This is a genomic window from Mycolicibacterium sp. XJ1819, assembly GCF_053483675.1.
On the sequence record NZ_JBEFST010000005.1, the window covers coordinates 1 to 24,686 of the forward strand.

The 24,686-nt window shown below is 66.6% G+C and carries 26 protein-coding genes and 1 pseudogene; 11 read left to right on the forward strand and 16 right to left on the reverse strand.

Features of this window, described 5'->3' with window-relative positions:
- Positions 1–36 precede the first annotated feature (36 nt).
- Positions 37–1,197, forward strand: a complete 1,161-nt coding sequence (mbtN, locus tag ABQE89_RS06435; RefSeq protein ID WP_448415294.1) for a mycobactin biosynthesis acyl-ACP dehydrogenase MbtN — start codon at positions 37–39, stop codon at positions 1,195–1,197.
- Here mbtN and ABQE89_RS06440 read toward each other — a convergent pair.
- On the reverse strand, positions 1,178–1,813 hold the full coding sequence (locus ABQE89_RS06440; protein WP_448415296.1) for a GNAT family N-acetyltransferase: 636 nt from the start codon (positions 1,811–1,813) through the stop codon (positions 1,178–1,180). The genes mbtN and ABQE89_RS06440 overlap by 20 nt on opposite strands.
- 36 nt (positions 1,814–1,849) lie before the next feature.
- The gene (locus tag ABQE89_RS06445; RefSeq protein WP_448415298.1) at positions 1,850–2,239 is read right to left on the reverse strand and encodes a DUF488 domain-containing protein; all 390 of its coding nucleotides are present in this window, start codon (positions 2,237–2,239) and stop codon (positions 1,850–1,852) included.
- A gap of 18 nt (positions 2,240–2,257) precedes the next feature.
- Here ABQE89_RS06445 and ABQE89_RS06450 point away from each other — a divergent pair, with 18 nt between their 5' ends.
- Positions 2,258–2,455: a hypothetical protein gene (locus ABQE89_RS06450; RefSeq protein ID WP_448415300.1), complete on the forward strand. Its 198-nt coding sequence runs from the start codon at positions 2,258–2,260 to the stop codon at positions 2,453–2,455.
- Between the two features lie 38 nt (positions 2,456–2,493).
- Here the strand turns inward: ABQE89_RS06450 and ABQE89_RS06455 are convergent, their stop codons facing one another.
- Both ABQE89_RS06455 and ABQE89_RS06460 read right to left on the reverse strand, forming a co-directional pair.
- Complete coding sequence (locus ABQE89_RS06455; RefSeq protein WP_448415301.1) at positions 2,494–3,030, reverse strand: TetR family transcriptional regulator; 537 nt, start codon at positions 3,028–3,030, stop codon at positions 2,494–2,496.
- The gene (locus ABQE89_RS06460; protein ID WP_448415303.1) at positions 3,014–3,460 is read right to left on the reverse strand and encodes an SRPBCC family protein; all 447 of its coding nucleotides are present in this window, start codon (positions 3,458–3,460) and stop codon (positions 3,014–3,016) included. The genes ABQE89_RS06455 and ABQE89_RS06460 overlap by 17 nt, the downstream gene beginning before the upstream one ends.
- 141 nt (positions 3,461–3,601) lie before the next feature.
- On the opposite strand from ABQE89_RS06460, the gene ABQE89_RS06465 reads away from it, so the two are divergent.
- Together ABQE89_RS06465 and ABQE89_RS06470 are read left to right on the forward strand one after the other, a co-directional pair.
- Entirely contained in the window at positions 3,602–5,815 is a 2,214-nt protein-coding gene (locus ABQE89_RS06465; protein WP_448415305.1) for a hypothetical protein, read from the forward strand.
- 45 nt (positions 5,816–5,860) lie between these two features.
- Complete coding sequence (locus tag ABQE89_RS06470) at positions 5,861–6,535, forward strand: TVP38/TMEM64 family protein (RefSeq protein ID WP_448415307.1); 675 nt, start codon at positions 5,861–5,863, stop codon at positions 6,533–6,535.
- Positions 6,536–6,591: 56 nt separating this feature from the next.
- Here ABQE89_RS06470 and ABQE89_RS06475 read toward each other — a convergent pair whose 3' ends face one another.
- A complete protein-coding gene (locus ABQE89_RS06475; RefSeq protein WP_448415309.1) occupies positions 6,592–8,898 on the reverse strand; it encodes an alkaline phosphatase family protein in 2,307 nt (768 codons plus the stop codon).
- Between the two features lie 141 nt (positions 8,899–9,039).
- Positions 9,040–9,447, reverse strand: coding sequence for a Zn-ribbon domain-containing OB-fold protein (locus tag ABQE89_RS06480; protein ID WP_448415692.1), 408 nt, complete (start codon positions 9,445–9,447; stop codon positions 9,040–9,042).
- Positions 9,448–9,538: 91 nt separating this feature from the next.
- Between ABQE89_RS06480 and ABQE89_RS06485 the strand changes: the two genes are divergently transcribed.
- Entirely contained in the window at positions 9,539–10,732 is a 1,194-nt protein-coding gene (locus tag ABQE89_RS06485; protein WP_448415311.1) for a thiolase family protein, read from the forward strand.
- A gap of 7 nt (positions 10,733–10,739) precedes the next feature.
- On the opposite strand, the gene ABQE89_RS06490 is transcribed toward ABQE89_RS06485, so the two are convergent.
- The 5 genes from ABQE89_RS06490 to ABQE89_RS06510 are packed head-to-tail and all read right to left on the reverse strand — an operon-like array spanning position 10,740 to position 14,602.
- Positions 10,740–11,306: a carboxymuconolactone decarboxylase family protein gene (locus tag ABQE89_RS06490; protein ID WP_448415313.1), complete on the reverse strand. Its 567-nt coding sequence runs from the start codon at positions 11,304–11,306 to the stop codon at positions 10,740–10,742.
- Positions 11,303–12,172: a TIGR03619 family F420-dependent LLM class oxidoreductase gene (locus tag ABQE89_RS06495; protein WP_448415315.1), complete on the reverse strand. Its 870-nt coding sequence runs from the start codon at positions 12,170–12,172 to the stop codon at positions 11,303–11,305. The genes ABQE89_RS06490 and ABQE89_RS06495 overlap by 4 nt, the downstream gene beginning before the upstream one ends.
- Positions 12,169–12,999, reverse strand: a complete 831-nt coding sequence (locus tag ABQE89_RS06500) for a TauD/TfdA dioxygenase family protein (RefSeq protein WP_448415317.1) — start codon at positions 12,997–12,999, stop codon at positions 12,169–12,171. Before ABQE89_RS06500 ends, ABQE89_RS06495 begins: the two co-directional genes overlap by 4 nt.
- Before the next feature lie 2 nt (positions 13,000–13,001).
- On the reverse strand, positions 13,002–13,325 hold the full coding sequence (locus ABQE89_RS06505) for a hypothetical protein (protein ID WP_448415319.1): 324 nt from the start codon (positions 13,323–13,325) through the stop codon (positions 13,002–13,004).
- Complete coding sequence (locus tag ABQE89_RS06510) at positions 13,322–14,602, reverse strand: aromatic ring-hydroxylating oxygenase subunit alpha (protein WP_448415321.1); 1,281 nt, start codon at positions 14,600–14,602, stop codon at positions 13,322–13,324. The genes ABQE89_RS06505 and ABQE89_RS06510 overlap by 4 nt, the downstream gene beginning before the upstream one ends.
- 108 nt (positions 14,603–14,710) lie before the next feature.
- Between ABQE89_RS06510 and ABQE89_RS06515 the strand changes: the two genes are divergently transcribed.
- The 4 genes from ABQE89_RS06515 (at position 14,711) to ABQE89_RS06530 (ending at position 18,781) form a co-directional block, all read left to right on the forward strand.
- Entirely contained in the window at positions 14,711–15,628 is a 918-nt protein-coding gene (locus ABQE89_RS06515; protein ID WP_448415323.1) for a LysR family transcriptional regulator, read from the forward strand.
- 85 nt (positions 15,629–15,713) lie between these two features.
- Entirely contained in the window at positions 15,714–16,916 is a 1,203-nt protein-coding gene (locus ABQE89_RS06520) for a cytochrome P450 (protein WP_448415693.1), read from the forward strand.
- Between the two features lie 290 nt (positions 16,917–17,206).
- Complete coding sequence (locus ABQE89_RS06525) at positions 17,207–17,848, forward strand: vWA domain-containing protein (RefSeq protein ID WP_448415325.1); 642 nt, start codon at positions 17,207–17,209, stop codon at positions 17,846–17,848.
- Positions 17,849–17,908: 60 nt separating this feature from the next.
- Complete coding sequence (locus ABQE89_RS06530; protein ID WP_448415327.1) at positions 17,909–18,781, forward strand: alpha/beta fold hydrolase; 873 nt, start codon at positions 17,909–17,911, stop codon at positions 18,779–18,781.
- Between the two features lie 12 nt (positions 18,782–18,793).
- Here ABQE89_RS06530 and ABQE89_RS06535 read toward each other — a convergent pair whose 3' ends face one another.
- Together ABQE89_RS06535 and ABQE89_RS06540 are read right to left on the reverse strand one after the other, a co-directional pair.
- On the reverse strand, positions 18,794–19,225 hold the full coding sequence (locus tag ABQE89_RS06535) for a VOC family protein (RefSeq protein ID WP_448415329.1): 432 nt from the start codon (positions 19,223–19,225) through the stop codon (positions 18,794–18,796).
- A 9-nt stretch (positions 19,226–19,234) separates the two neighbouring features.
- Positions 19,235–20,983 (reverse strand): alpha/beta hydrolase, encoded by a 1,749-nt coding sequence (locus ABQE89_RS06540; protein WP_448415331.1) that lies wholly within the window; start codon positions 20,981–20,983, stop codon positions 19,235–19,237.
- Positions 20,984–21,103: 120 nt separating this feature from the next.
- On the opposite strand from ABQE89_RS06540, the gene ABQE89_RS06545 reads away from it, so the two are divergent.
- Positions 21,104–21,250, forward strand: coding sequence for a hypothetical protein (locus ABQE89_RS06545; RefSeq protein ID WP_448415334.1), 147 nt, complete (start codon positions 21,104–21,106; stop codon positions 21,248–21,250).
- 95 nt (positions 21,251–21,345) lie between these two features.
- Complete coding sequence (locus ABQE89_RS06550) at positions 21,346–22,161, forward strand: SigB/SigF/SigG family RNA polymerase sigma factor (RefSeq protein ID WP_448415694.1); 816 nt, start codon at positions 21,346–21,348, stop codon at positions 22,159–22,161.
- A gap of 30 nt (positions 22,162–22,191) precedes the next feature.
- On the opposite strand, the pseudogene ABQE89_RS06555 reads toward ABQE89_RS06550, so the two are convergent.
- The 3 genes and pseudogenes from ABQE89_RS06555 to ABQE89_RS06565 form a co-directional block, all read right to left on the reverse strand.
- Positions 22,192–23,324: pseudogene (locus tag ABQE89_RS06555) on the reverse strand (alpha/beta hydrolase fold domain-containing protein).
- A 3-nt stretch (positions 23,325–23,327) separates the two neighbouring features.
- The gene (locus tag ABQE89_RS06560) at positions 23,328–23,450 is read right to left on the reverse strand and encodes a hypothetical protein (RefSeq protein WP_448415336.1); all 123 of its coding nucleotides are present in this window, start codon (positions 23,448–23,450) and stop codon (positions 23,328–23,330) included.
- A gap of 92 nt (positions 23,451–23,542) precedes the next feature.
- Positions 23,543–24,652, reverse strand: a complete 1,110-nt coding sequence (locus ABQE89_RS06565) for a spore photoproduct lyase family protein (RefSeq protein ID WP_448415337.1) — start codon at positions 24,650–24,652, stop codon at positions 23,543–23,545.
- Positions 24,653–24,686: the final 34 nt, after the last annotated feature.

Genomic DNA, 24,686 nt, shown 5'->3' on the forward strand with positions numbered 1-24,686 from the left:
ACTAGAGGTCAAACGGGAGATGGAAACGGTGGCCCGATGACCGCGACCGCTGTGACGATCGAGGACTTCCGCGAGTTGCTCGACCGGGTTTTCGACGACCGGGTGCGGACATGGACCGCCGAAGCCGAAGCAACCGAACGCTTCCCACGGCATCTGATCGAATACCTCGGGGAATCGGGGGTGTTCGCCGCCAAGTGGGGCGATCACCAGCAACCCGACGTGGCGCGGGTGATCGAACTGGCGTTGACGCTGGGCCGCCTGGGCTCCGCGGGGATCGCGGTCGGGGTCAGCCTGCACGATTCGGCGATCGCCATCCTGCGCCGATTCGGTAAGTCCGAGCACCTGCAGACGATCTGCGAGCAGGCGATCCGCGGTGAGGCGGTGCTGTGCATCGGCGCATCCGAGCAGTCCGGCGGCTCCGACCTGCAGATCGTCGAAACCGAAGTACGCTCGGCACGAGACGGATTCGAGATCCGTGGGGTGAAGAAATTCGTCTCGCTCTCGCCGATCGCCGACCACATCATGGTGGTGGCGCGCAGCGTCGATCACGATCCGGCCAGCCGACACGGCAACGTCGCCGTGATCGCGGTGCCCACCGCACAGGTCGAGGTGCAGACGCCCTACCGCAAAGTCGGTGCGGGACCGCTGGATACCGCGGCCGTGCACATCGACACCTGGGTGCCCGCCGAGGCACTGGTGGCCCGTGCGGGCACGGGTCTGGCCGCGATCTCCTGGGGGTTGGCCCATGAGCGCCTGTCGATCGCCGGGCAGATCGCGTCGTCGTGTCAACGGGTCATCGGAATCACGTTGGCCCGCATGACGAAACGTCGACAATTCGGTAACTCGCTCTACGAGCATCAGGCGCTGCGGATGCGGATGGCCGACCTGCAGGCCCGAGTCGACCTGTTGCGCTACGGCCTGGCGGGCATGGCCGCCGAGGGCAAACTGAACCTGCGCGCAGCCGCTGCCGTGAAGGTCACCGCGGCCCGTCTGGGTGAGGAGGTGCTCAGCGAGTGCATGCACATCTTCGGCGGGTCCGGGTATCTGGTCGACGAGACACCGCTGGGCCGCTGGTGGCGCGACATGAAGTTGGCCCGGGTGGGCGGCGGCACCGACGAAGTGCTCTGGGAGTTGGTGGCCGCGGCGATGAAACCCGACTACGACGACTACGACGAGGTCATCCACTCGCCGACGTAAGCGCATCCGACGGCGACCGTGGCAGCGCATACAGCGCCATGCGCCGGTTCGACATGTCGTGTTCGCCGAGGAACACCCCGCCGGCGTACTCGCACACTCGGCGCGCGCCGCTGTTGCGGTGGTCGGGGTCGAACATGATGCGCCGGCACTGCGGGTCGACCTCGAAGACACCGGCCACCAGCCGCGGCAGCAGGATGGGGGCGATGCCGCGGTTGACGAACTTCAGATCCGCGATGGCGGCGTGCATCCCGATGTCGTGCGGGTCGGCCGCATAGGTGGGCGCGATGGAATCCTTGGCGGCGCGGTAGAGCTCGATGTAGCCGAACTCGATACCGCGGAAGCTGCCGATGAACGGCCGCGAGTATTGGCCGTCGAGTTGGGCCTGCAGATAACGCCGCCACCGCGACGGCGGCCACGGATACTCCCAGGCCTCCACCAGATGAGGCCGATTCATCCACTCCGACACCATGTTTGCGTCGGCGTCGGGGTCGGCCAGCCTGATCGCGTACGGTTCGGCCAGGATCGGCATCGGCGGCGCTGCCACCGCGCGGACCTCGTCGGAGATCGACGTCAACTCGCGCGGCAGGACAGGTGCGGGGTGGTCAATGTCGGCCATCGAAAGCCGACACTACCGCAGGAACTGAGGGTAGGTTTACCTCTCTTCAGCCGCTCGGTCGGGGGACCCGGACAGCACGTCGGCCAGCACCGTCGCGTGGCTGATGTCGACTTCTCGCACCGCGGTGACCAGCGTGACCGGGCCGCTGCGCACGAGGTCACGCAGCTCGGCCAGCGTCGCCTCGCGTTCCTCGGTGTCGAGTTCGGCGGCGTAGCGTGCGGCGAACTCCTCGAACTTCTCGGGAGCGTGTGAGTACCAGCGCCGCAGTTCGGTGGACGGCGCCACCTCGGGCATCCACCGGTCGACCCTGGCGTCGTCCTTTCGGAATCCGCGCGGCCACAACCGATCGACGAGCACTCGCTCGCCGTGATCGGGTTCCGGGTCGTCGTAGACTCGCGCGACCCGCAGGGTGGGACGGCCGGCCATCAATGGAATCCTAGGAGCATGGATGTTGACCGGGTCGCAGAACTCCAGCGCTGGCACGACTCCGGGGCGATCTGGGAAGTGGTCTTCCGCACACCGGGCAGCGTGACGGTGGCGCTGCTGCGCTGTGACGGCGGTGAAGAGGTGGACCGGTTCAGCTCCGATGACCCGCGGCTGCTCGAGTTCCTCGCCGACCGGCGCAGCAGCGAGGACCCCTGACGATTTCGGTGTGATAACCAGCCACTCAGTGCAGGTTTTCACGCCCATATCGCGAGTAGCTCGAAGAACGCTTCGGCCGCCGCGTCGACGCCCTCGAGGTCGTCGGTGGCCACCAGGTCGAGCAGCAGGCCGCGCGCCACGGCCAGCCCGAGCCGCAGCACCGCAGGGTCGACGGGCCTACCCGCGCCGGTCGCCAGCCAGGTGTCGACGGCGCCCGGCAGCATCCGCGCGAACGGCTGCTCACCTTGGACACCGCGGGCATAACACTCGAAGAACAACCGCTCGAACGGGCGAAGCTCGGGGCGCCGAAGGCTTCGCCACATCATGGCCATGGCCTCGGCGGGCTCGGCGGGCAACTCCTGCAGTAGCGCCATCTGGCGCCGCTCGACCTCCTCGACGATCGCCAGTAACAGTTCCTCACGCGAGCCGAAATGGTGCAGCAGCATCCGGTGGCTGGTGCCGACGGCCGCCGCGACGTCGCGCAGTGAGCGGTCCCCGATGCCGTGCGCGGCAACGTCGCTCACCACCGCGTCGAGCAGTTGCCGGCGCCGCGTCAGGTCAGGTGGCCGGGCCATCGAGGCGGTGCAGTTGCTCGCTTCTGGCCTTCAGCCCGGCGGCCTCGAGGTCGAGGTAGCGCTTGGTCATCCGGCGCATGAGCACGCCCACCGCCAACCCGACGGGGCCGCGCTGATCGATCTGCTGCTGCACACGGGTGCGGCCGGCCGCGCAGGCGATGACCTCGTGGCGCGCCGCGGTCAATCCCCCGGGCGAGCGTTGTACCCAGGTCCAGGAAACGCCCGGCGACACGTCGGTGACCTCCCACACCAGCGTGGGCATCCGGGGCTGGGTGATCTCGAATCTCTTGCCTACCGCGAGGCCCGGTCCGTCGAGGGCGACAAGCCGGGTGACCGAGGCAGTCCAGTCGGGCCAGCGTTCGACATCGCTGAACACGTCCCACACCACGGCGGCCGGTGCATCGATGTCGATGGCGCATGCGGTAATCATGTACCGAATGGTACATAAACGATGGCCGGCGCGGTAGCACCTGCGACAGCAAATTCGTCAAAGCGCTTCGACGTCAGCGCCACGCTCATACGGTCGAGGCATTGACCACGCACCTGGGGGCTCGCGGAAAGGGGCACTTCGTTGGCAACGACTCCGGGCTCGTACGGACGGTTCATCGGCAGGGTCGGCGCGCTGGCGGTCGCGCTGGGCGTCGGGGCGGCCATCGCCAACGGAGCCGGCATCGCGCTGGCCGACGAGGGCACGGGAACGACGTCACCGGGCGACCCGGGTCCGTCCACTGCCGACTCGCCGACAACGGATGGGACGCCACCGGGCAGCGTCTCCGGGCTCGACGACGCCAACGACACCGACCCCGATGCCGGCGACGGGTCCGATGACGGCGAAGAGCCGGACGAGATCGCCGACGCGGACGAAGGCGACGATGTCGTCGCAATCGACGAGCCGTCGAATTCCGGCAGCACCGACAAATCCCCGGCGGACGATCTCGACTCGTCGGCACCCGAATTCGCCAGCCTGTCCCGGCTCGACACCACATCGACGGTCGACGTCGACGTCGACGTCGACGACACCGAGATTCCCACCGCACCGGAACAACCAGCCGGTGGCGCGGCCGATGAGCCTAGCGCAGAGGCGGTGCAGCTGAACGCCACCCAGACTTCGGAGACGCTGACGCTCGACAGCGTGACCACCGAGCCGATCACTCCGCCGCCGACGGCGGTGACCACCGGCCTCGGCGGCCTGGTCAGCGGTTTCCTCTCGGTCCTGGGGCTGGGCCCACGGGCCGCCAGCGCGCCGGTCGCCCCGCCGCAGCCTCCGCTGCTGTGGGCGCTGTTGGGCTGGGCGCGCCGCGAGATCGGAACTGTCGTCGCGCCGTTCACCGCGGTCGCCTCGGCGCCGGTGGCCGCGCTGCTGACTGCGGACGCCCCGGCCACGGCGGTCAGCCCACTGGCCACGCCCGGCCAGTTGGCGGCCGAGCGGATAGCCGCCCAGACCGCCAGAACCCTGCCGGTCGCATTGATGAAAATCTTTCTGCGGCAGGGCTTCCTGAACGCCGCCAAGCAGCAATACCCGCACGGCCTGGACGCCGGAAGCCTGGCCGCGCTGGACAACGCCGTCGATGAGTACGCGATGGCGGCGGCGTTCCAGCAACAGCTGCTCAACTCGATGACGCCGACGGTGGTCACCCAGGTGGCCCCGCCACACATCTGGTTCGGCCAGAGCGTGCCTGGCTCCCGCATCCTCTACGACAACCCGGACACCATCTACAACTTCATGGGCGTCAACGGTGCGTCGGAATATGTGATCAGGGGCCAGTTCCGCAATTGGTCCAACGAAGCCGCCCGGCCCTCGGACACCACGTTCAGTGTGCTGGAAGGCGTGGGAGGCACGACGTCCACGCTGCTCACCGTCGACGAGAATTTCGAGGTCGACGAGGACGGCAATTTCGTCATCACCGTGAGCGCAGAGCCCGCCGACGGCCGGGCCAACCACCTGCAGCTCACCCCTGGGTCCACCATCATCGCCGCACGAAACACGCTGGGCGACTGGACCGTCGAAGAGCCGATGAGTCTTTCGATCGAGCGGGTCGGTGGACCACCCAACAGCCTGTTCGCCCAGCTGGGCGGTTTCACATTCCTCGGCCAGCAGGTGGCGGGCAATCCGTTGCTGACCACGCTGGTTTCGTTGGTTCCGCCGCTGCCGGTCATGCCGCCCACCCTGCGCGGGGTGTTCACCGCCGCGATCCTGGTGGTGCGGGGTGTCGGCGAGCAGAGCAAGTACATGGCCCTGGCCTCCACCGACCCCGCGACCGGCCAACCGCGGCCCGCCAACGTGCTGAGCGAGCCGGCCAGCAACGCCGAATTCCTCGCAAACCAGTTGCAGAGCAACGGTCATTTCGAACTCGCCGACGACGAGGCTCTGGTCCTCGTCATCGACCCGGGCAGGGCCGGCTACTTCATCGTGCCGACCTACAACATCTGGACGATCACCGGCGATTACTGGAATCAGCAGACCAGCCTCAACAACGAGCAGGCCGTCGCCGACGACGGCACCGGCACCTACACCATCGTGATCTCGCCGACGGATCCCGGCGTGACGAACTGGGTCTCGACCGGCGGCCTGAACCAGGGCGTGATCTCGATGCGGTTCCAGAATCTCGCGCCGGACCCCGATGACGAGAACGCCCCACGCATCCTGTCGCAACAGGTGATTCCGGTCGCCGACGCCAAGGCGCTGTTCCCCGACGACCCGCGCTACTTCGTCGACCGGGCCGAACAGCTCGCGGCGCGCAAGGCCGGCTTCGACAAACGCTGGGCTCCGTACCCGCAACCGTGATCCGCTGAACCGCGCACGCGGCGGGCGCGGCACAATCGCTTCAGCATGCCCGAACAGCCCACCGCCCGATGGCGCCATATCGCGCGACTCGCGGTGTTCGCGGCGTTTCTGCTCGGCCTGTTCTATCTGGTTGCGGTGGCCCGGGTCATCGACGTCGAGAATGTCCGGCAGACCGTGGCCGCGACCGGCCCGGCGGCGCCGCTGGCCTATGTCGTGGTGTCGGCACTTCTCGGCGCGATCTTCGTGCCCGGCCCGATCCTGGCCGGCGGCAGCGGTCTGCTCTTCGGGCCGGTTCTGGGACTGTTCGTCACGCTTGGCGCGACCGTCGGAACCGCGATGATCACCAGCCTGCTCGGCCGCCGCGCCGGACGGGACAGCGCCCGGGCGCTCATCGGAGCGGCGCGCGCCGACCGGCTGGACGCGCTGATTCAACGGCGCGGCCTGTGGGCGGTCGTCGGGCAACGGTTCATTCCCGGCGTCTCGGACGCACTGGCCTCCTACGGTTTCGGTGCATTCGGAGTTCCGTTGTGGCAGATGGCGGTCGGCGCGTTCATCGGGTCGGCGCCACGGGCGTTCGTCTACACCGCGCTCGGGGCGTCCATCAGCGACCTGTCGTCGCCCCTGGCCTACGCGGCAGTCGCGGTGTGGTGCGTGATGGCCGTGATCGGAGCCTTCGCGACGCACCGCGGCTACCGCAGATGGCGCGAACGCAGCGCTTGATTGCGATTTGTGTGCGTTTTGACGCGTTGAGCGCTCCTGAACGCACACAGATCACGTCATGTCCAGAACTCGTTCATCGGGACGGCGAACTCGTCGTTGTTGGTCAGCGGCGAAAGGCCTAGGGCCTCTTCGATGGTGCGCAGCAGGCTGTAGTGGTTGTAATGGCTGTCGACGACGAACGCCCCGTCACGCATCCCGGCGGCGACGGCTCCCGGTGACGGGATGACCACCATCACGATGTGGTTGCCCTCGTTGCCCACACCGGTCGTGATGTTGTTGTAGTCCTCGTCGAACGTGACGAAGACCGCGCTCTTGCGGTTCGGGTCGTTCCAGGTCGCCGAGTCCATGATGGTGCCCAGTTCACGTTCGAGCCAGGCGTCGCCCGCCGCGACGTTGTACTGATGGGCTGGATTCAGAAAGCCCAGAGCCCAGTGCAGGATGCCCAGCGGGAAATCGGTGGGGCCCTCCATGTTGGTGTCGTCGTCGGCGGCGAACCACACGAAGTTCGGCGCCGTGGCGGGGTCGGCGAGATCGTGTTCCATCTGCGAGATGTCGAACAGGTGCGTCGCGACACGCTCGGCATCGTTGTAGACGTCGGCGAACGCCAGGAACGGCAGCCGATCGGTGGGGCTGGTGTAGCCTCCCCCGCCTTCCGCATAGCCGGCCCATGTCAGCCCCGCCGATTCGATGTCGTCGACGAGGTTGGGTGTGCCCACCGGGAAGCAGTTCGACGGGCAGTTGTAGTTGAAGCCGAAGTCCGACCCACCGATGATCGGGTAGTAGTTCGGGTCGCTGGGGTGGGTCACCCCGAAGTAGTTCGACGCGTAGCCGTATCGGTCGATCAGCCCGTTGATGTAGGGCGCATTCGGGCTGCCGACGATCTGCGACACCCCCTTGTTCTCCAGATAGACCATGAACACGTGGTCGAGTTCGCCGACCGTCGATGCCGGGGGCGTCAGCGGCGCCGCGACGAGTCCGTCCGCGTCGACCTTGAACGACAGGTTGTCGGCGTAGGCGTTGTTGTAATTGCCGAGCACGGGGTTTCGGTCGTCGAAGGACACCACCACCGCCGCGGTACGGGTTCCGGGCGGAATGGTCCCGGACACTGAGCGGTGCAGGAATCCGGTGGCGAACAACCGATCCCACGCGGTGACGGGTTTCATCGCACCACTGCCCAGCTTGACCCCGTTGCCGTCGAAAAAGTCGACGGTGACACTCGCCCTGGACGGGTCGATCAAGAAGCCGCCGAGGTCACCGCTCAACTCGTATCGCACCCCGCCGGGCCGGTTGTCGATGGCATCGGCCGCGGCACTGAGGTCCACGGTCTGGCTGAGCGTGGAGTCGGCCACCGGTCCACCGCCGAAGAACTGCTTGCCGCTGCCCGGGGGCGTGGCAATCGGTCCGTCGTGGCTGGGGAACGCCAGAAGGCGTGGCAGCACCGGCCCCGGCGACGGCGTGGGCACCGGGAACCGGCGTAGGGTGCCGAACTCGATGACGGTCGGCGTGCCGGTCACCGCCCACCCCGGAACAGTCACCGCGCTGTATCCCGACAGTGCCGGGTCGCCGAGTTCAGCACCGGGATTGACCAGCAGATTCGGCGCTTCGACCAGGCTCGACGTCACGGTGCCCGGCAAGGAGCCACCGAACACTATCCGCGTGAACTCGTCGCGCACGAAGGCCAACATGGACCAGAGGATCGGCGATTGGATCGGGCTTCCCGGCCCGAGCGGGGCCAGCAGGAGCTCCAACACCGCGTCCACCACGTGGGTGGTCATCCCGATCAGATAGGTGTGCGGCTCTTCGAGCAGCTCCTCGAGATCCGGTGCCGGCGCCGGGACGACGGCCGTCGGCGGGCCGCCGGCTCCGGCCAGCCCGAATACCTCGGTTACCTCGGTTACCTCGGTTGCCTCGACCGGGGTCGAAAAAGCCGAGAGGGCTGAGAGTGCTGAAGCATCGATCACGTCCTCGTCGCTCGCCGGCTGCAGCCGTTCGCGAAGGAGGGTCCGCTCCCCTGCCGCCGGGACCACGTCGTCGACCACCGCACCCGTCGTCGTCCGATCACGAGACGACTCCTGCCGATCGGCGAAATCGTCTGGGACCACATCGTTTACCGTCTCGTCGAGCGTCGTCGCATCGGTGAGGTCGTCGGCGTCGTCAAGCGCGCTGTCGCGGTCATCATCCGCCCCGTCCGACGCCGCATCGTCGACGGCGGCCGGCTCTTCGGAAGCGTCACTCACCGACACCTGCGAGTCGGGATCCGCCGGCTGCCCGACCGCCACACCCGGCATGGTCGCAATCGCCGATCCCAATCCGAGGGCGACCGCCAACGCGCCGACCCTCCCGACATACCTGGCGTGACCCATCGTCTGGCCCCCTTGCTGGATGGGATCCGACGGGAGCAAACGTTACGCCGCCGACAATTAGCGCGGAGGCCGATCGGCGAGATCACTCACTGGTGATTTGTGTGCGTTTTGTTGCGCTCAGCGCTCCTCAACGCACACAGATCACGACGACGACGCAGCGGGCGTGAAAACTGGGGCGAAGACGGGCTCCCCATCGATGTCGTGGCGTTCGAAGCGCACTTCTACCGGCATCCCGATGTACACCGAGTCCGGTTCGCAGTCAACGATATTGGCCGCGATGCGCAAATCGTCCTGTTCGTTTAACTCGACGATCGCGATCACATACGGATCCGGCACCTCGGGATTGAACGGCTGATAGTTGACCGTGTGGGTGAACACCGTGCCGCGCCCCGAAACCGGTCGCGGCTCGAGGTCGCCGCCGCAGCCGGGGCACTCCGCCGCCGGCGGACTAGTCCATCGCGCACACCGCCCGCAATGGGCGATCAGGAGTTGGTCCTGAGCCCCGCCGGTCCAGAACGCCCGGTTGTGCTCGTGCAGCGCAGGCAGCATCCGCGCCGGAATCACGGGTGGGGCGTCATCGTGCATGACAAGGAAAGTACATTCCAATCTGCGCTCACCACAAAACAGACACGAGGTACCGATGAGCCAGTTCGAGAAGGACGCGATCATCAGCGGACTGGGCATCTCGCGAATCGGTCGGCGCACCGGCATCCCCGGCCTGGAGTTGACGCTGGAGGCGGCGCGAGCCGCGATCCAGGACGCCGGCCTGGCCCCGGGCGACATCGACGGCGTCATCACGTTCGGTGACACCGCGCCCGCCGACGTCCTCGACGCACTGGACAGCCACGCCGCCGAGGTCGGCTTCGGGTTCGGCACCGGCGGGGTGATCACGCCGGTGATGTCGGCATTTCTCGCCGTGTCCGAGCGGCGTGCACGCCACGTTCTGGTCTATCGGACGGTGCAGATGCTGGGCGGGGCGATGACGGGTTCGACGGCCTCGGCGTTGCTCGAGCCGTTGGCGAATCCGCCTGCCGAACCGCATGTGCCCGGCACCCGCAGAAAGCTCAAGCCGTTCGAGGACATCGACGAGTTGATCGCCGCCCACGCCTACTCGGCGGCCAACTGGGTGGCGATGCACTGCCGACGTCACATGGAGCTGTACGGGACCACCAAGGAACAACTCGGCTGGCTCGCGTTGAACAGTCGGCGCAACGCCGCTCTCAACCCGCTGGCGGCGTTTCGAGAGCCGATGACCATGGACGATTATCTGTCGGCTCGCCCCATTTCGACGCCGTTCGGTCTGCTCGACTGCGATGTTCCGATCGACGGTTCGGTCGCCCTGGTCGTCTCACACGCCGACTACGCGCCGGACTGCCCCAGTCGCCCGGTGGCCGTGGAGGCGGTCGGCGGCGCGTACGGCTCGGGAGGATGGTTTCACCGCGACGACTTCCCGAACATGGCCTCCTTGGAGGCGGCCACCGAGATGTGGTCGCGCACCGACCTGAAACCGTCGGACGTCGACGTCGCCGAACTGTACGACGGATTCACGTATCTGACGTTCTCGTGGTTGGAGGCGCTGGGGTTCTGCGCCGGCGGCGAGGCGGGGCCGTTCGTGGACGGCGCGACGCGAATCGCGCTCGACGGACAACTTCCGTTGAACACCTACGGCGGTCAACTGTCCGCGGGACGCATGCACGGCTATTGGCTGTTGCACGAGGCATGCCTGCAGCTGCGCGGCCAGGCCGGCGAGCGCCAGGTGGCGCAGCGCCCGCAGGTCGCGGTCGCCGCGGCGGGCGGTGGCCCCATCGCGGGCGCCATGCTGTTGACCTGCTGACCCGCCGCTACGGCGGCGGCGCCAATCCCCATGTGTCGCAGGCCATCGCCAGCATCGCGTAGGTGCCGACCACGAAGACGACTTCCATGGCCTGATGGGTGCCCAGTTCCGCGACGAGTGCTCGCCACGTCGCGGCATCGGCACGTCCGTCGGCGAGCAGTTCGTCGGTGGCATCGATGACCAACCGGTCCGCACCGGTGAAGCCACTGCTGCCCTGTTCGATTCGGGCGATGTCCGACTCCGGCACCCCGGCTGCGGCGGCGACCCGGACGTGTTCTCCCCAGAAGAAAGCCGACCGCCTGACATGCGCCAGACGCAGTATCGCCAACTCACGCAGCCGCACGGGCAGTTCACCGCGTTGCAGGAGGAAAGCGTTGTAGGCCAGAAATTCCCGGGCCATCGCGGGATGGCGGGCCAGGACGCCGAGGATGTCGAACTTCAGCGGGTCGCGGGCCTCACCGGACCCGGCGCGGGGGACCTTGTCGCCCGGTACGCCGAACAACACCCCGACCGCGGCGTACTCGTCGGCACCCCATTCGTCGACGGTCAGCGGTGCCAACAGCGGGCCTGTCATCGTTGCTGCCTCCCAGTGGGATCGTGAAGTTCGGCGAGCGCGTGGAGTTGCTCGAGGTAGTGCTCCAGAGACCGGTGGACGAACCGTGCGGACACGATCGTGGTGCCGTTGGCGGCCATCAACTCCAGCGTCTCCCGCGTCGCCGCCGGACTGCCCAGCGGGTCCAACGGCCGGTCCGCGGGCAACACCACCTCGAAACCGGCGGGCAACTCTCGAGCGCGCAGCCACTGCCCCGCCGTGGCGATCGGTATCCCGAACGGGCACCAGCCGTCGGCCAGCGTGACGGCGCGCCGCAGCGAGCGCCGGGTGCGGCCACCCACCCAGATCGGCAGGTGTGCCTGCAGGGCACAGGGATCCACGATCAGGCCACCGAAAGAATAGTATTCGCCGTGGTATTCGGGTTCGTTGGTCGCCAACGACGCCCGCAGCGCACGCAACGCGTCGTCGGCGCGCGGCCCGCGGTCGTCGAACCCGACGCCCAACAGGTCGAACTCCTCCTTGAGCGAGCCGACGCCGACACCCAGGATCACCCGGCCGCCGCTGACGTGATCCAACGTGCCGTACCGTTTCACGATCGCCAGCGGGTGGTGGTAACCCAGCACCAGCGTCATCGTGGTCAGCCGGATCTGCGTGGTGCGCGCGGCGATATAGCCCAGTGTGGCCAACGGGTCCCAGTACCGCGCACCACGTCGCCCCGCTTCGGAGGCGGGCATACCGATGTGTTCGCTACAGGTGAGATGGTGATAACCCAGCCGGTCCGCCGTCTCGGCCACCCGGCCGACCGCCTCGACGGACGCCTCCTTCTCCCAAGCCAGGGGTGCGCCTGCGACATTGGTGACCACGGGCGTCGTGATCGCGAGCCTCAATTCAGCGGTTCTTCCCCGGTCAGGATCGTGCGGTGCATCAGCCGGCCGCTGTCGGCGGCATAGGGCAGCGCGCGGTGCATGGTGCCGGTGTTGTCCCAGATCAGCAGGTCACCGACGTGCCACTGGTGGCGGTAGACGTATTGCGGTTGGGTGGCCCAATCACGAAGGCGGGCAAGCAGAGCGCGGCTCTGCTCCACCGGCATGCCGAGCACGTAGTCGGCGGTGGCGCCGAGCAGCAGCGATTTGCGGCCCGACCGGTGAGTCCACACGATCGGGCACGCTTTCGTCGGGGATTTCTGCCAGAACGCGATTTCCTCGTGGCTCATTTCGGGCGTGACGTAGTACTGCGACCGCTCGGCGCTGTGTACCACTCGAAGCTCGGCGATCTCGTCCTTGTCGGACTGCGGCAGGTCGTCGTAGGCGGCGTAGGTGTTGCAGAACTCGGTGTCGCCGCCGACATCGGAGAGTTGGACCGACCGCAGCAGGGTGGCGAGGTTTGGATAGGGCTGCAGCGAGCCGTCGAAATGCCAGAACAGCGAGCCCTTCAAGTACTGGGCGCGCTGGTTGACGTTCTCGTCGAGCGAGATCTTGTAAATGCCGTCCTCGCCTTCGTTCTCGACGACGGTGCCCAACGTCTTGGCGATGGCGACCTGTTGTTCGTCGCTGATGTGCAGGCCGCGGAAGAAGACCACTCCCCGCTGCTCGAGGATTGCGCGAATCCTCGCCGCCTCCCTACCGCGCAGCAGTGTGTCGAGGTCGGTGCGGATCTCGCTGCCGATGCTGGGGGTGAGGTCGACGACGTCGAGTTGCGCGGAGGTCAGTCCCATCGTCAGCTGATCCTCGTCAGGATCGTGTTCGCCGAATGCTTGACCCGCGGTTGCTTCCACAGCTCGACCGCCAGCGACACCGTGATCAACGAGTACAGCAGGTTGCGCAGGTTGGCGACGTCCTCGGGCAGCGGTTGGTCGTAGTCGAACTTGTCGACGTAGGCGACGGCCTCCTCGGCGAACGGAAACATCTCGTCGTAGAAGGCCTGGATCTGCTCCATCGAACTGTTGACCCGCTTGACGTAGCGTTCGTGGCCGTCCTCGGTCGCCCACTGGACCACCAGGTGTTGCAGCGACGAGAACTCCTGCGGCAGCGCGGTGTTCATCGTAACGCCGCCCTTTCGCCCGCCTCGACGTAGTCGGCCACCGTCTTGTGCAGATGGCGCAGCAGGATCTCCTCGTCGTTGAAGTGGAACTCCTTGATCGCCCCGCTGTTCAGCATCGCTTGCACGCCTTCGCAGGGGCTGGCGTCCTCGAGAATGATGTCGTTGAGAAACGTCACCGTCAGTTCTTGGCCCAGTCGCTCCTTGTGGGTCTTCGGCGGCGAATAGAACATCTCGACCTCGAAGATGTGCGAGTGCGGCCCGGTCGGCCAGTGCGTGTGGGTGGAGAAGCCCGAGGACCCGAAGATCAGCACGAAGTTCGGGAAGAACTGATACGAATCGAAACCGTACTTGTCCGCACCGGTGGGGTTGATCCCCGGCGGCATGGGACCGCGGTCGGCGCGCTTGTTCCACGGTCCGGCCGCGCTGGCCTCCATCACGCACTCGATGGGCTTGGAGTACGGCGTCTTCTGCGACGGCTCACCGGCGAAGGAGAACATCCGGTGCGGGCCCTTGAGCTGGTAGGCCAGCGCATCGGTGAACGGGTTCGGCTGGTCCAGCGCCTGTTTGGCCTCCGCGGTGAGGTTGCCGAACGATGACGCGTGCAGATAGGGCCCGTGGTAGCTCTCGGCGAAGCTGTCGACGAAGATCTTCCAGTTGCACTGCAGTTCGGCCTTGAACTCATATACCTGATGCGGCCCGCCGAACGGATATCCCTGAAGATCGTGGGCGAAGTCGCCGAGGAACGAGCGCAACGACTCGGTGTTGTGCGGGTTGAGGTTGATGAAGATGAAGCCCTCCCACACCTCGCACTGCACCGCGGGCACCCGGCAGCTTTCCGCGTCGAAGTCGAGCAGTAGGTCCTTGCGGGTGGTGGAGTGCAGTGTGCCGTCCAGGTGGTAGCGCCAGCCGTGGAACCGGCAGTACAGCAGCGGGGCGCGACCCGACACCTCCTCGAACGGATCGTCCTCCCAGAGCATCTTGTTGCCCCGGTGCGGGCAGATGTTGTGAAAGGCGCGGATGACGCCGTCTTTACCGCGCACGACGATGATCGAGGTGTTCAGGAAGCGCAGTTCGCGGGTGAAGTAGCTGCCTGTCTTCGGCACGCGTTCGACGCGACCGACATACAGCCAGGTCTTCTTGAAGACGTGTTCGCGTTCCTGTTCGTAGAACTCCGGTGACACGCAGTCCTCGAGCGACACCGGGCCCCGCCCGAGTTCGGGATAGGCGTCGGTCCAGAGTCCGCTCGCGGGCTTTCCGACCAGCGTTTCTTGGCTCACGGGGCGACCGTAACAGCCGACGAAATACCCGAAACAGACTCAGCGACGCAACACGGTGTTGCATATTTGAAACACCGAACACACCGAGCGGACCCGAGGAGCGTGAGCATGGAGCAGCACCCGCCATTCGACCTCGATGCCCTGCTGGTGTTCGGCAAGGTGGTGGAGGCCCGCAGCGTGTCGAAGGCCGCGGCGTTGCTGGAGATGCCGAAATCCACGGTCAGTCGCAAGCTGACCAGGCTGGAATCCGATCTCGGCATCAAGCTGCTGCGCAAGAACACCCATCAGCTCACCGTCACCGACCTCGGCGAGAAGGTCTACCGTCATGCGGTCAATGTCCTGGCCGAGGCCAACGAGATCCGCGCGCTGGTCGAGGGCAGCAGACAGGAGCCGCAGGGCGAATTGCGCGTCGCGATACCGGTCTTCGTCGGCATCGACTACGCGTCACGGGTGGGCGCGGCGTTTCTGCAGCGCCACCCGCAGTCCCGGCTGGACATCCGCCTCGTCGACAACATGGTGGATCCGATTCGAGACGGCTTCGACGTGGTGTTCGGCACCGGGCCACTGCAGGACTCGACGCTGATCGCCCGCAAGGTGTTCAGTCTCGAACTGTTTCTCTGCGCCTCGCCGCACTTCGTCGGTCAATTGTCGCAACCGATCTCGGAGCCCGCCCAGCTCAACGACCTGCCCTACATCGATTTCGGCTTCGCGGGTGCGCGCAAGCTGACCGTCGCCAGAAACAAGCGCCGCTACACACTGTCGCCGCAGGTGCGCGCGCGTGTCAACAACTTTCAGGTGTGCAAGCAATACATCATGCACGGACTGGGCATCGGCGCAATGCCCACCCAGATCATCTGTACCGCCGAGTTGCAGGAGGGCAGCATCGTGCCGGTGCTGCCGCAATGGCGCCTGGAACCGCTCGACGTGCACATGATCTACCCGTTCGAACTGTCCTTCTCGACGCTGATCAGTGCGTTCTACGAGGCCGCCTGCGACATCATCGTGGAGAACACCGCCCGCGCGTGATCCTCATCCGTCTCTCAGATACCGATGGGTATATTCGGCGGTGGTGACCCCGATCGGGGAACTGACGTGGAAGGAATCCGATACCGTGACCGGCCTCTCGACGAGAGACATCTACTACGACCCCTACGACGTCGAACTCACCGCCGATCCGTATCCGATGTTGCGCCGGATGCGCGAGGAGTCGCCGCTCTACTACAACGAACAGCACGACTTCTACGCCGTCAGCCGCTTCACCGACGTGCACAGCGGCCTACTCGACCACCAGAGTTTCAGCTCGGCGCGGGGCAACATCCCGGAGCTGATCAAGGCGAACATCCCGGTACCGCCGGGTCTGGTCGTGTTCGAGGATCCGCCGCAGCACGATGTGCACCGCAAGTTGTTGTCACGAATGTTCACCCCGCGCAAGGTCAATCAGCTCGAGGGCATGATTCGCGAGTATTGTGCGCGCTGCCTTGATCCGTTGATCGGCGCGGGTGAGTTCGACTTCATCGCCGATCTGGCCGCCGAGATGCCGATGCGGGTGATCTGCTCGTTGTTGGGCATGCCGGAAGACCTGCACGAGGTCGTCCGCGACCGGTCCAACGCCGGGATGCTGACCGAGGCCGGCCAACCCATGGAGGTGGCCCGGTCCGGCTTCGACGACGGGCAACTGTTCGCCGACTACGTCGAGTGGCGCGTCGACCACCCCGGCGACGACATCGTCACCGAATTGCTCAACGTCGAGTTCACCGACGAGACGGGGACATTGCGCCGTCTCGAGCGCGACGAACTGCTGATGTACATCAACGTCGTTGCCTCCGCGGGCAACGAGACCAGCACCCGGGTGATCGGCTGGGCCGCCAAACTGTTGGCCGAGCATCCCGACCAGCGGGCCCAACTGGTCGCCGACCCGTCGCTGATCCCCGACGCCGTCGAGGAGATTCTGCGCTTCGAACCGCCGACGCCACATGTCGGCCGTTACGTCACCCGCGACGTCGACTACTACGGCCACACCGTGCCCGAGGGCAGCGTGATGTTGTTCCTGGTCTGCTCGGGCAATCGCGATGACCGCCAATTCCCGCCCGACGGCGATGTTTTCGACGTGCGTCGTGGCGCACGTTCGCACGTGGCGTTCGGCGTCGGTGCGCACTACTGCCTGGGTGCGGCGCTGGCGCGACTGGAGGTCGGCATCGCCATCGACGAGGTGCTGCGCCGGTTCCCGCACTGGCAGATCGACCTGGACCGGGCGCGGATGTCGACGAGTTCGATGGTGCGCGGCTGGGAGACGCTGCCCGCGGTCATCTCGTAGGGCGCCGCCGACCCGCGATACTTGTTTGCTGGATAGGCCACCGGACGGACCCAATATTTCGTGCGAATTACCTGTGCGACAGGTAGAATAGCGAAGTCAGCTGGCATCTGTCCGCCGACATATTTCATTAACCATCACGGCCTACGGCACGACCAGATTGGCGGCGAGACCAAGCGCGGGACCGCTTCGGCGGCCCGAGACGCTGTGTTCGCGGACGGGTTCCGATGGCGAAGAATCACCCGCCGGTGACATCCCCGGCGGGCATCCCGATCCGTCAGGAAGGCACCCGCATGACCGATCCGAACGCCACTCTCGTCGCCGCACTGCTCGATCGCTCCGGCTCGATGACGACGTCACAGCACGCCACCGAGGACGGCTGGCGCGAGCTGATCAACGGCCAACGTCAACTGCCCGGCGAGTGCCGGGTCACGCTGGCGCAGTTCGACGACGAGTACGACGTGGTCTACTCGAACACACCCATCGCCGAGGTACCGGAGTTCATCATCGATCCGCGCGGGAGGACCGCACTACTCGATGCCGTCGGCAGGTTTGTCACTGAGATCGGTGATCAACTGTCAGCACGGCCGGAGGGGCAGCGGCCCGGGCACGTCATCTGCCTGATCATGACCGACGGAATGGAAAACGCCAGCCGGAGGTGGGATTGGAACGCGGTGAAGCAGCTGATCACCAGGCAACAGGACGAGTGGAACTGGAAGTTCATCTTCATCGGCGCCAACATCGACGCGATCGACGTCAGCGGACAGATGGGCGTCGACGCGGGGGCGTCGATCAGCTACGACGATTCGAGTTACGACTCCACGGTCGGCGTGATGACGGTAGCGCGGGAAATGGTGCGTCGCAGTCGGGAAGACGATGACACCCCCTTCTCCGACGAGGACCGTCGGGCCGCGATGGGCGACACCACCGGCTAGCGTCGCCACCCCTCTTGGCGTGTTTTCGCCACCGAGAGGGGCGAACTGCGTTAGAACCACTTGGTGACCACCACTGAGCGATTCCACGCCCGCGGCCGCGACGGTGTGCGCATCGCCGCCGACCGCGTCGGCGATCCACACTCCCCCGCGGTGGTGTTCCTGCACGGCGGCGGCCAGACCCGGCACTCGTGGGGTAGGGCCGCCGCCGCGGTCGCCGAGCGCGGGTGGCAGGGGGTCACCGTCGACCTGCGCGGGCACGGCGAGTCCGATTGGGCGGCCGACGGCGACTACCGCGTCACGAGCTTCGCCGCCGACGTGCTCGAGGTGTTGCGCTGCCTGCCGCCCCGACCGGTACTCGTCGGCGCCTCACTGGGCGGGTTCACGGCAATGCTTCTGGCAGGCGAGCTTTCGCCGGGCACGGTACGCGCCCTGGTGCTCGTCGACATCGTGCCGAACATGGACCCCTCCGGCGCGTCACGCATCCATGAGTTCATGGCCGACCGGATGGCGTCGGGTTTCGACTCGCTCGACGAGGTCGCCGACATGATCCAGCAGTACAACCCCAACCGGCGCCGACCTGCCGACCTCGACGGTCTCCGGACCAACCTGCGCAACCGCGACGGGCGCTGGTACTGGCACTGGGATCCGAAGTTCATCGACGGCACCTCGGCGCTGCCACCGATCGAGGTCACCGAGGTCGACCGGATGGACGCCGCGGTCGAGGCGATACTTCGCGACGGTGTGCCCGTGCTGTTGGTGCGGGGCCAGATGAGCGACCTCGTGACCGAGCAACGGGCCGAGGAGTTTCTCAACCGGTTTCCACAGGTCGACTTCGTCGATGTCGGCGGTGCGGGCCACATGGTCGCCGGCGACCGCAACGACCATTTCGCCGACGCTGTGATGGAGTTCCTGGCCCGCCGCGCCCAACCCTGACCGGCCCGCCGGTCAGCCCATCGTGAACAGTTCGAGCTGGACGTTGTCGGGATCGCGGAACACCACCGTCGCGAACGGGAAAGGTTCGTCGATCGCCCGGACGCCGGAGTGCTCGATGCCGAGCTCGTCGAGCCAGGCGGTCCAGGACTGCAACTCGTCACGGGTGGCGACGTTCAACGCCAGGTGGTCCAGACCGGTGCGGGCTTCGTCGAACGGCTGCCCGTCGTTACCGGTGTTGGTGTGCAGCCCGATCACGATGCCTGAGCGCGGCTCGATGAGAAGCTCACCGAAACCGGTGTCCTCGCGTCCGTAGTGCGGAAACTTCGTGGGCACCCGGTCGGCCTGCAACAGCCGCTGGTACCAGGCCACGCTGGCTTCGAGGTCGGTGACGGTGATCGAGACGTGGTGAACGCCCGTGACGGCGGGCGCTTTGTCTTGGCTCATGTCTGGCTCCTAGTTGTCGTCGAGCAGACCGAGATCGCGGTAGATCTTCGGCCGCTCGGTGTACCCGTCGGGGAGGAAAGCGAAGATGGTCCAGTCGTGGAATTGTCCTTTGCGAAGCTCGAAGGTGAAATCGGCGCCCGGTGTCGCATTCGCTTTCTCTTGCAGCACAAGAACATCGGGAGTCCGAGAGTCCAGCGACCCGGCGTACACCGCGGTCGGTGGGAGGTGCTCGAGCGAGCCGAAGAGCGGGCTGGCCAACGGGTTCTTGGTGCCGTCGGGATCATCTGCGGTTTCCAGACCCTTGGCCCACCACTGCCCGTTGCGCTTGGAGATCGTGGGGTTGAGCAACGGATCGTTGACGAGTGCGACGTTCGGATTGGTCACGCCGGCGTCGAGCGCGGGACTCAACAGCACCATGTGTCCCGGCAGTGTCGCAGCGAGACACTCGGGTTCGCCGTTGCACCGCTGGACCAGTAGCTGGGTCGCGGCCAGCGCGATCGAGCCACCGGCGGAATCGCCTATCACACTGACGTTTTCGGCACCGTATTCGGCGACGTGATCCGCGATGAAGTCCGCCACGGTGGGCACCACCGTCTTGGCCGTTCCACCGGTTCCTTCTTCGTTGGCCAGCGGATACAGCGGTACGACGACCGTCGCGCCGGCGTCACGCACCATGTCGGCGTAGGTCCACCAGTGGAACAGGCTGGCTGTCGCGATGAACGACCCGCCGTGAACGGCGACCACGACCTTCTCCGGAGGCGCGGTGGACGGCGACAGCGTCCACACCTTCCAGCCCTGATACTCCGAACTGGCCACGTTGAGGCCGAAGGTGAGGAAGAACGGCGGTTTGCCGTCGGTGAAGAACGGAATCCGCGCGCTCGTACCGTTCAACTCGACACCGAACAGGCCCAGCACCGGTTTGATCAGGCGAAGCCCGGCGACGAACACCTGCGTGACGAGCGAGGGCCTGCCGGTGAACGTCGCTTCGGCCGCCAACGGGGTGCTCACCGAATCGACGGTAGCCGAGTTGGCCAACAGTGCTCCCCCGAAGTCGCGCCGCGCCATCGCCATCAGCGCCAGCGGTACCGGCGGCGGAGCGGGCGCGGCGGGGCCGCCGCTGACGAACGGGGCGAGCACGGCGGTCAGCACGCTGGACAGCAGGCCGACGGTGCCCGCGACGGGCTTCGACTCGGGCGCCGGCGGCCGTGAGTCGCGGCTTTCGTCGGCGAAGAGCACGGTCGTCCGCAGGGAATCAGCGGCTGCCGGGTCGGCAATCGGCTGCGGCTGCGCATCCCGCGTCTCGGTGAACTCCTCTGGCCCGCCGGTTTCGGAGTCGACGATCGTCGCCGCTGCATCGAGGGCCGTGTCCGGCGCTACGTCGGGTGCCGCGTCCATTACAGCGTCGCCGACGTCAATGGCGGTGCTCGAGTCACGCGCGGTGCGCTTGGCCGGCGCGACGAGGTCGACGGGCTCGTCATCCACGACGACATCGTCATCGTCGTCGTGGGTTACCGGTGTGCCATCGGCCACCTGCGAAGTGCCCGCGTCCGTCGTCGATGCGGCGACGTCGTCCGAAGTGTCCGGGGTGTTTGCGGGGTCCGAGACCGACGACTTCTCTCCCCCAGCCCCGTCCGTACCGTCAGCCCACGCCGACCCCGCCCCGATCTGGCCGGTGACGAGCGCGGCCCCGACGCCCAGGGCCACCGCGAGCCCTCCGACACGGCCGACGTAGCTACGGGACATTTGCGACTCACCCATGCCGGAGTCATACCAGAAGGTCGCGCAGGTCTCGGCGCTATTGTCCGGATTAGCCGCGGCGGTGCGTGACGACACCGGACGGGAGTTTGTAGTTCGCCGCCGGCTGGGTATCAGACCTACATGAACATCGAGGTGATGGTCGCGTCGGCAGGCCTGATCGGGCTGGGTGTCGCCGGGCTGACGGGCGCGCTGTGGGACAGCTGGCTGGTCAGGGCGCCCTTCAGCGGCGGGCGGTCGGAACGCTCGACGGGCCGACACGCGCGCTGAGCGACACCGCATGTTTGAACTATCCGCAGACGGGGGTAACAACTTCTCACCCGAGGTTCAGATCCGAGCCGCGTTACCAGCATGGCCGAGTACGGATGGGAGCTTTTGCGGTGGCTGCGCCAAGTGCCGAATACGCTGAAGTAACCGAGATGTTCCGACGTCTCAAGACCCTCGACGAAGGCTCGGTGGCGTATCGACGTCAGCGCGAAGCAATCATCGAACGAGCCCTGCCGCTTGCCGACCACATCGCGCGCCGATTTCGGAATCGCGGCGAATCCCTCGACGACCTAGTGCAGGCGGCGCGTGTCGGTCTGGTCAACGCGGTCAACCGATTTGACCCCGACAACGGCGCGGAGTTTCTGTCCTTCGCCGTACCAACCATGATGGGTGAGGTGCGGCGGCATTTCCGTGACCACGGCTGGGCGGTCAAGGTTCCTCGCCGCCTCAAGGATCTCCAGAGCCAGCTGGTCAAGGCCCGCAGCGAGTTGTCCCAGGAAATGGGGCGTGCTCCGACGCCCACCGAGGTGGCCGAACACCTGGGCATCGACCGCGAACTCGTCGTCGAGGCGACGATCGCCAGCAGCAACTACTCCACTCTTTCCACCGACGTGCAGTCCAGCCCGGGCGACGACAACTGGTCGATCGGTGACACGCTCGGCGATGTCGATCCGAACCTCGACAAGGTGATCGACGTCGTGACGATCCGCCCGCTGATCGCCGCGTTGCCCGAGCGCGAGCGAACGGTCCTGACGCTGCGGTTCTTCGAATCCATGACCCAGACACAGATCGCCGAGCGCATGGGTTACTCGCAGATGCACGTGTCGCGCATGCTCGCCAAAGCCCTTCGCACGCTGCGTGATCAGATCCGCGAGCAGGCTGTCGAGGAAACGGCGCTCGCGGCCTCGGCGTGATGTCGCTGCCCAGTTGGGCCAGCTGAGCGGTCAGACGGCGGCCGCCGCTCGATTCTCGGACTTGTGCGCTGCGCGCGTCGCGGTGAGGAACTCCGACACCTCCGCCGCGCAGCGCTGTGCATGTGCGGCGTCGACGAGGTCGAAGGCGTGGCCCGCCCGTGGGACCTCGCTGTACGCCACCGGATTTCGGGAAACGGCGTCGAGTGCCGCGTGGAAGTCGCGGGCCTCCTGCACCGGGATGATGGTGTCCTGCTCGCCGTGGATCAAAAAGAACGGGGGCGCGTTCTCGTGCAGACGAGCCAGCGGAGACGCGGCGGCATAGACCTCGGGGTGGCGGGATTGACTTCGGCGCACCACCACCCGCTCCAGGAAACCCTGGAAATTCCGGCGCGTCGCGGTCGATCGATCCTGCCAGTCATAGCGGCCGTATATCCCCACGACAGCATCCACGGTCGTGTCGGCGTCCTCAGTCAACTCGCCACGGAAAGCCGGGTCGCCAGGGGTCAGACCGGCGAGCGCGGCGAGGTGACCGCCGGCCGAGCAGCCCGCGATGGCCACGAAGTCTTGGTCTCCGCCGTACTGGTCGATGTTCGCGCGCGCCCAGGCGATCGCGGCGTTGACGTCGGCGATGTGCGGGGCCAGCGATGCACGGGTGACACCCGGTAGTCCATCGTCAGGCATATCCACCCTTCGTCGACCAGTCGGGACAGCAGAGTGTGGCCCTGCAGCACCCGACTGCCCTGAACCCACGCGCCGCCAGGAACGAAAAGCAACACCGGCGCCGGCCCGTCCGGCAGATCCGGACGCCGCCATACGTCGAGCAGTTGCGCGGGATGCTCCCCGTAGCGGATGGATCCGCGGTACAGACACCGTCGACGCTGGCCGCGGAACCGCGTGAACGGAGGAAGGCGATCGCCGGCGGTCAGGGCCGCCGGAGCGGCCAGTTCGGCCGCTGCTGCCGCCTCGGCCGGTATGGCCTTGCCCGCCGCGGGTCGGGGGATGCGACGGGTGATCGCCGCCCGAAGGGCTGCGGGCGCGTAATGCCCACCCCAGAGCGCCATCGCGGTCAGCCCGGCGAACGGCTCGAGATGCCGACCCACCACGGGCAGCGAGGAGTACAGCCGAGTAGTGGCCAACACCACGTCGGCCGGATGAAATGCCATCGCTTACTGCTCCGCCGAGACCGGGTCGCGCACGTCGGACTCGACGCCGGCCTCCCGGCTGCACGTCGCGCACACGGCTTCTTCGAACCCGAGGTTTCCGCAGGTCGGACAGATGAAATCGAGCATGTGGGGGCGCCGCCTTCCGAAGGTGCTTCTCGCCGTCTGGTTGCAGCGTCTGCTTGGTCTACCCGAGGACGGGGGCGGTAAAACCCGAGTGCTCAGAACGCGTAGCGGATCCGGCAGGTCGGCAACTTGGCGGCGACGAGGTCGGTGAGCTGCTGCACCCACCGCCCCTTCCACGGGGTCTTGTAGCGGACATTCCACTGCCCGCTCTGGCTGCGCTTGGCCTGTTGCAGGTCGGGGCGCCACAGCAGGTCCTCGCCCTTGGGATGCCAACCCATGTTGACCTCGTGCAGGCCCTCGTTGTGGGTGAGGAAGATGATCTCGGCGGCGAGTTGCCGCTTGGTGCGATCGTCGGTGCGGTCGGCGATCTGCTCGAGCAGATCGGACCACTCGGTCAACCAATCCTCGTGGACGATCACCGGGCTGAGGTTCAGGTGCACCTCGTAGCCGGCTTCGACGAAGTCGTCGAGCGCGCCGATCCGGTCGGCGATCTTCGAGGTGCGGATGTCGACCAGTCGCGACGTCTGTTCGGGCATCAGGCTGAACCGCACCCGGGTGCCGCCGCGCGGGTCATACGTCAACAGGTCGCGGTTGACCAGCTTGGTGGCAAAGCTGGCTTTGGCGTTGGGTATTCGGGCGAACAGGTCGACGAGATCGCGCACGTTCTCCGACACCATCGCGTCGACCGAGCAGTCGCTGTTCTCGCCGATGTCGTAGACCCAGTCGACGGGGTCGCATTGGTTGGGTTCCGGCTTTTCCCCTTGGCGCGCGGCGTGGCGTTCGAGGTAGCCGGTGATCTTCTCGATGTTGGCGAATACCGTGATCGGGTTGGCGTAGCCCTTGCGCCGCGGAACGTAGCAGTAGGAGCATGCCATCGCGCAGCCGTTGGCCGTGGAGGGCGCGATCCAATCACTCGAGCGTTCGTTGCGTCGCGCCGACAGGCTCTTCTTCTCGCCGAGCACCAGTGTTTCGCGCTTGATGCGCACCCAGTCCTCCACGTTGCCCGCGTTGCCGTAGAGGCCGGTGATGGCCTGGTGGGAGGGCACCTCGATGCGCTGGGCGTCGGGGAACCGCTCGAAGACCTGCCGGCCTCGCGGGAAACGGTCGATACTTGGCTCGTGGTAGATCCGCTTGATCTCGAGAAGCCGGTCGGCCATCTCGGCTGGTGAACGACGGGCGGTCGGCCCGCCCTGTTGTGACGCCACGAGGCATCCAACGACCGCGGTGTCCGTGGGGTTC

What these genes read in the sequence shown, in the direction of transcription:
- ABQE89_RS06500 (WP_448415317.1), bottom strand. Translation starts at nt 12,999, where the DNA reads ATGGGACTGACCTCCGCGCAACTCGACGTCGTCGACCTCACCCCCAGC.
- ABQE89_RS06470 (WP_448415307.1), top strand. Translation starts at nt 5,861, where the DNA reads ATGCCCGAACAGCCCACCGCCCGATGGCGCCATATCGCGCGACTCGCG.
- ABQE89_RS06475 (WP_448415309.1), bottom strand. Translation starts at nt 8,898, where the DNA reads ATGGGTCACGCCAGGTATGTCGGGAGGGTCGGCGCGTTGGCGGTCGCC.
- ABQE89_RS06445 (WP_448415298.1), bottom strand. Translation starts at nt 2,239, where the DNA reads ATGGCCGGCCGTCCCACCCTGCGGGTCGCGCGAGTCTACGACGACCCG.
- ABQE89_RS06490 (WP_448415313.1), bottom strand. Translation starts at nt 11,306, where the DNA reads ATGACAGGCCCGCTGTTGGCACCGCTGACCGTCGACGAATGGGGTGCC.
- ABQE89_RS06515 (WP_448415323.1), top strand. Translation starts at nt 14,711, where the DNA reads ATGGAGCAGCACCCGCCATTCGACCTCGATGCCCTGCTGGTGTTCGGC.
- ABQE89_RS06535 (WP_448415329.1), bottom strand. Translation starts at nt 19,225, where the DNA reads ATGAGCCAAGACAAAGCGCCCGCCGTCACGGGCGTTCACCACGTCTCG.
- ABQE89_RS06545 (WP_448415334.1), top strand. Translation starts at nt 21,104, where the DNA reads ATGAACATCGAGGTGATGGTCGCGTCGGCAGGCCTGATCGGGCTGGGT.
- ABQE89_RS06540 (WP_448415331.1), bottom strand. Translation starts at nt 20,983, where the DNA reads ATGGGTGAGTCGCAAATGTCCCGTAGCTACGTCGGCCGTGTCGGAGGG.
- ABQE89_RS06505 (WP_448415319.1), bottom strand. Translation starts at nt 13,325, where the DNA reads ATGAACACCGCGCTGCCGCAGGAGTTCTCGTCGCTGCAACACCTGGTG.
- ABQE89_RS06560 (WP_448415336.1), bottom strand. Translation starts at nt 23,450, where the DNA reads ATGCTCGATTTCATCTGTCCGACCTGCGGAAACCTCGGGTTCGAAGAA.
- ABQE89_RS06485 (WP_448415311.1), top strand. Translation starts at nt 9,539, where the DNA reads ATGAGCCAGTTCGAGAAGGACGCGATCATCAGCGGACTGGGCATCTCG.
- ABQE89_RS06455 (WP_448415301.1), bottom strand. Translation starts at nt 3,030, where the DNA reads ATGGCCCGGCCACCTGACCTGACGCGGCGCCGGCAACTGCTCGACGCG.
- ABQE89_RS06525 (WP_448415325.1), top strand. Translation starts at nt 17,207, where the DNA reads ATGACCGATCCGAACGCCACTCTCGTCGCCGCACTGCTCGATCGCTCC.
- ABQE89_RS06440 (WP_448415296.1), bottom strand. Translation starts at nt 1,813, where the DNA reads ATGGCCGACATTGACCACCCCGCACCTGTCCTGCCGCGCGAGTTGACG.
- ABQE89_RS06550 (WP_448415694.1), top strand. Translation starts at nt 21,346, where the DNA reads ATGGGAGCTTTTGCGGTGGCTGCGCCAAGTGCCGAATACGCTGAAGTA.
- ABQE89_RS06450 (WP_448415300.1), top strand. Translation starts at nt 2,258, where the DNA reads ATGGATGTTGACCGGGTCGCAGAACTCCAGCGCTGGCACGACTCCGGG.
- mbtN (WP_448415294.1), top strand. Translation starts at nt 37, where the DNA reads ATGACCGCGACCGCTGTGACGATCGAGGACTTCCGCGAGTTGCTCGAC.
- ABQE89_RS06460 (WP_448415303.1), bottom strand. Translation starts at nt 3,460, where the DNA reads ATGATTACCGCATGCGCCATCGACATCGATGCACCGGCCGCCGTGGTG.
- ABQE89_RS06480 (WP_448415692.1), bottom strand. Translation starts at nt 9,447, where the DNA reads ATGCTGCCTGCGCTGCACGAGCACAACCGGGCGTTCTGGACCGGCGGG.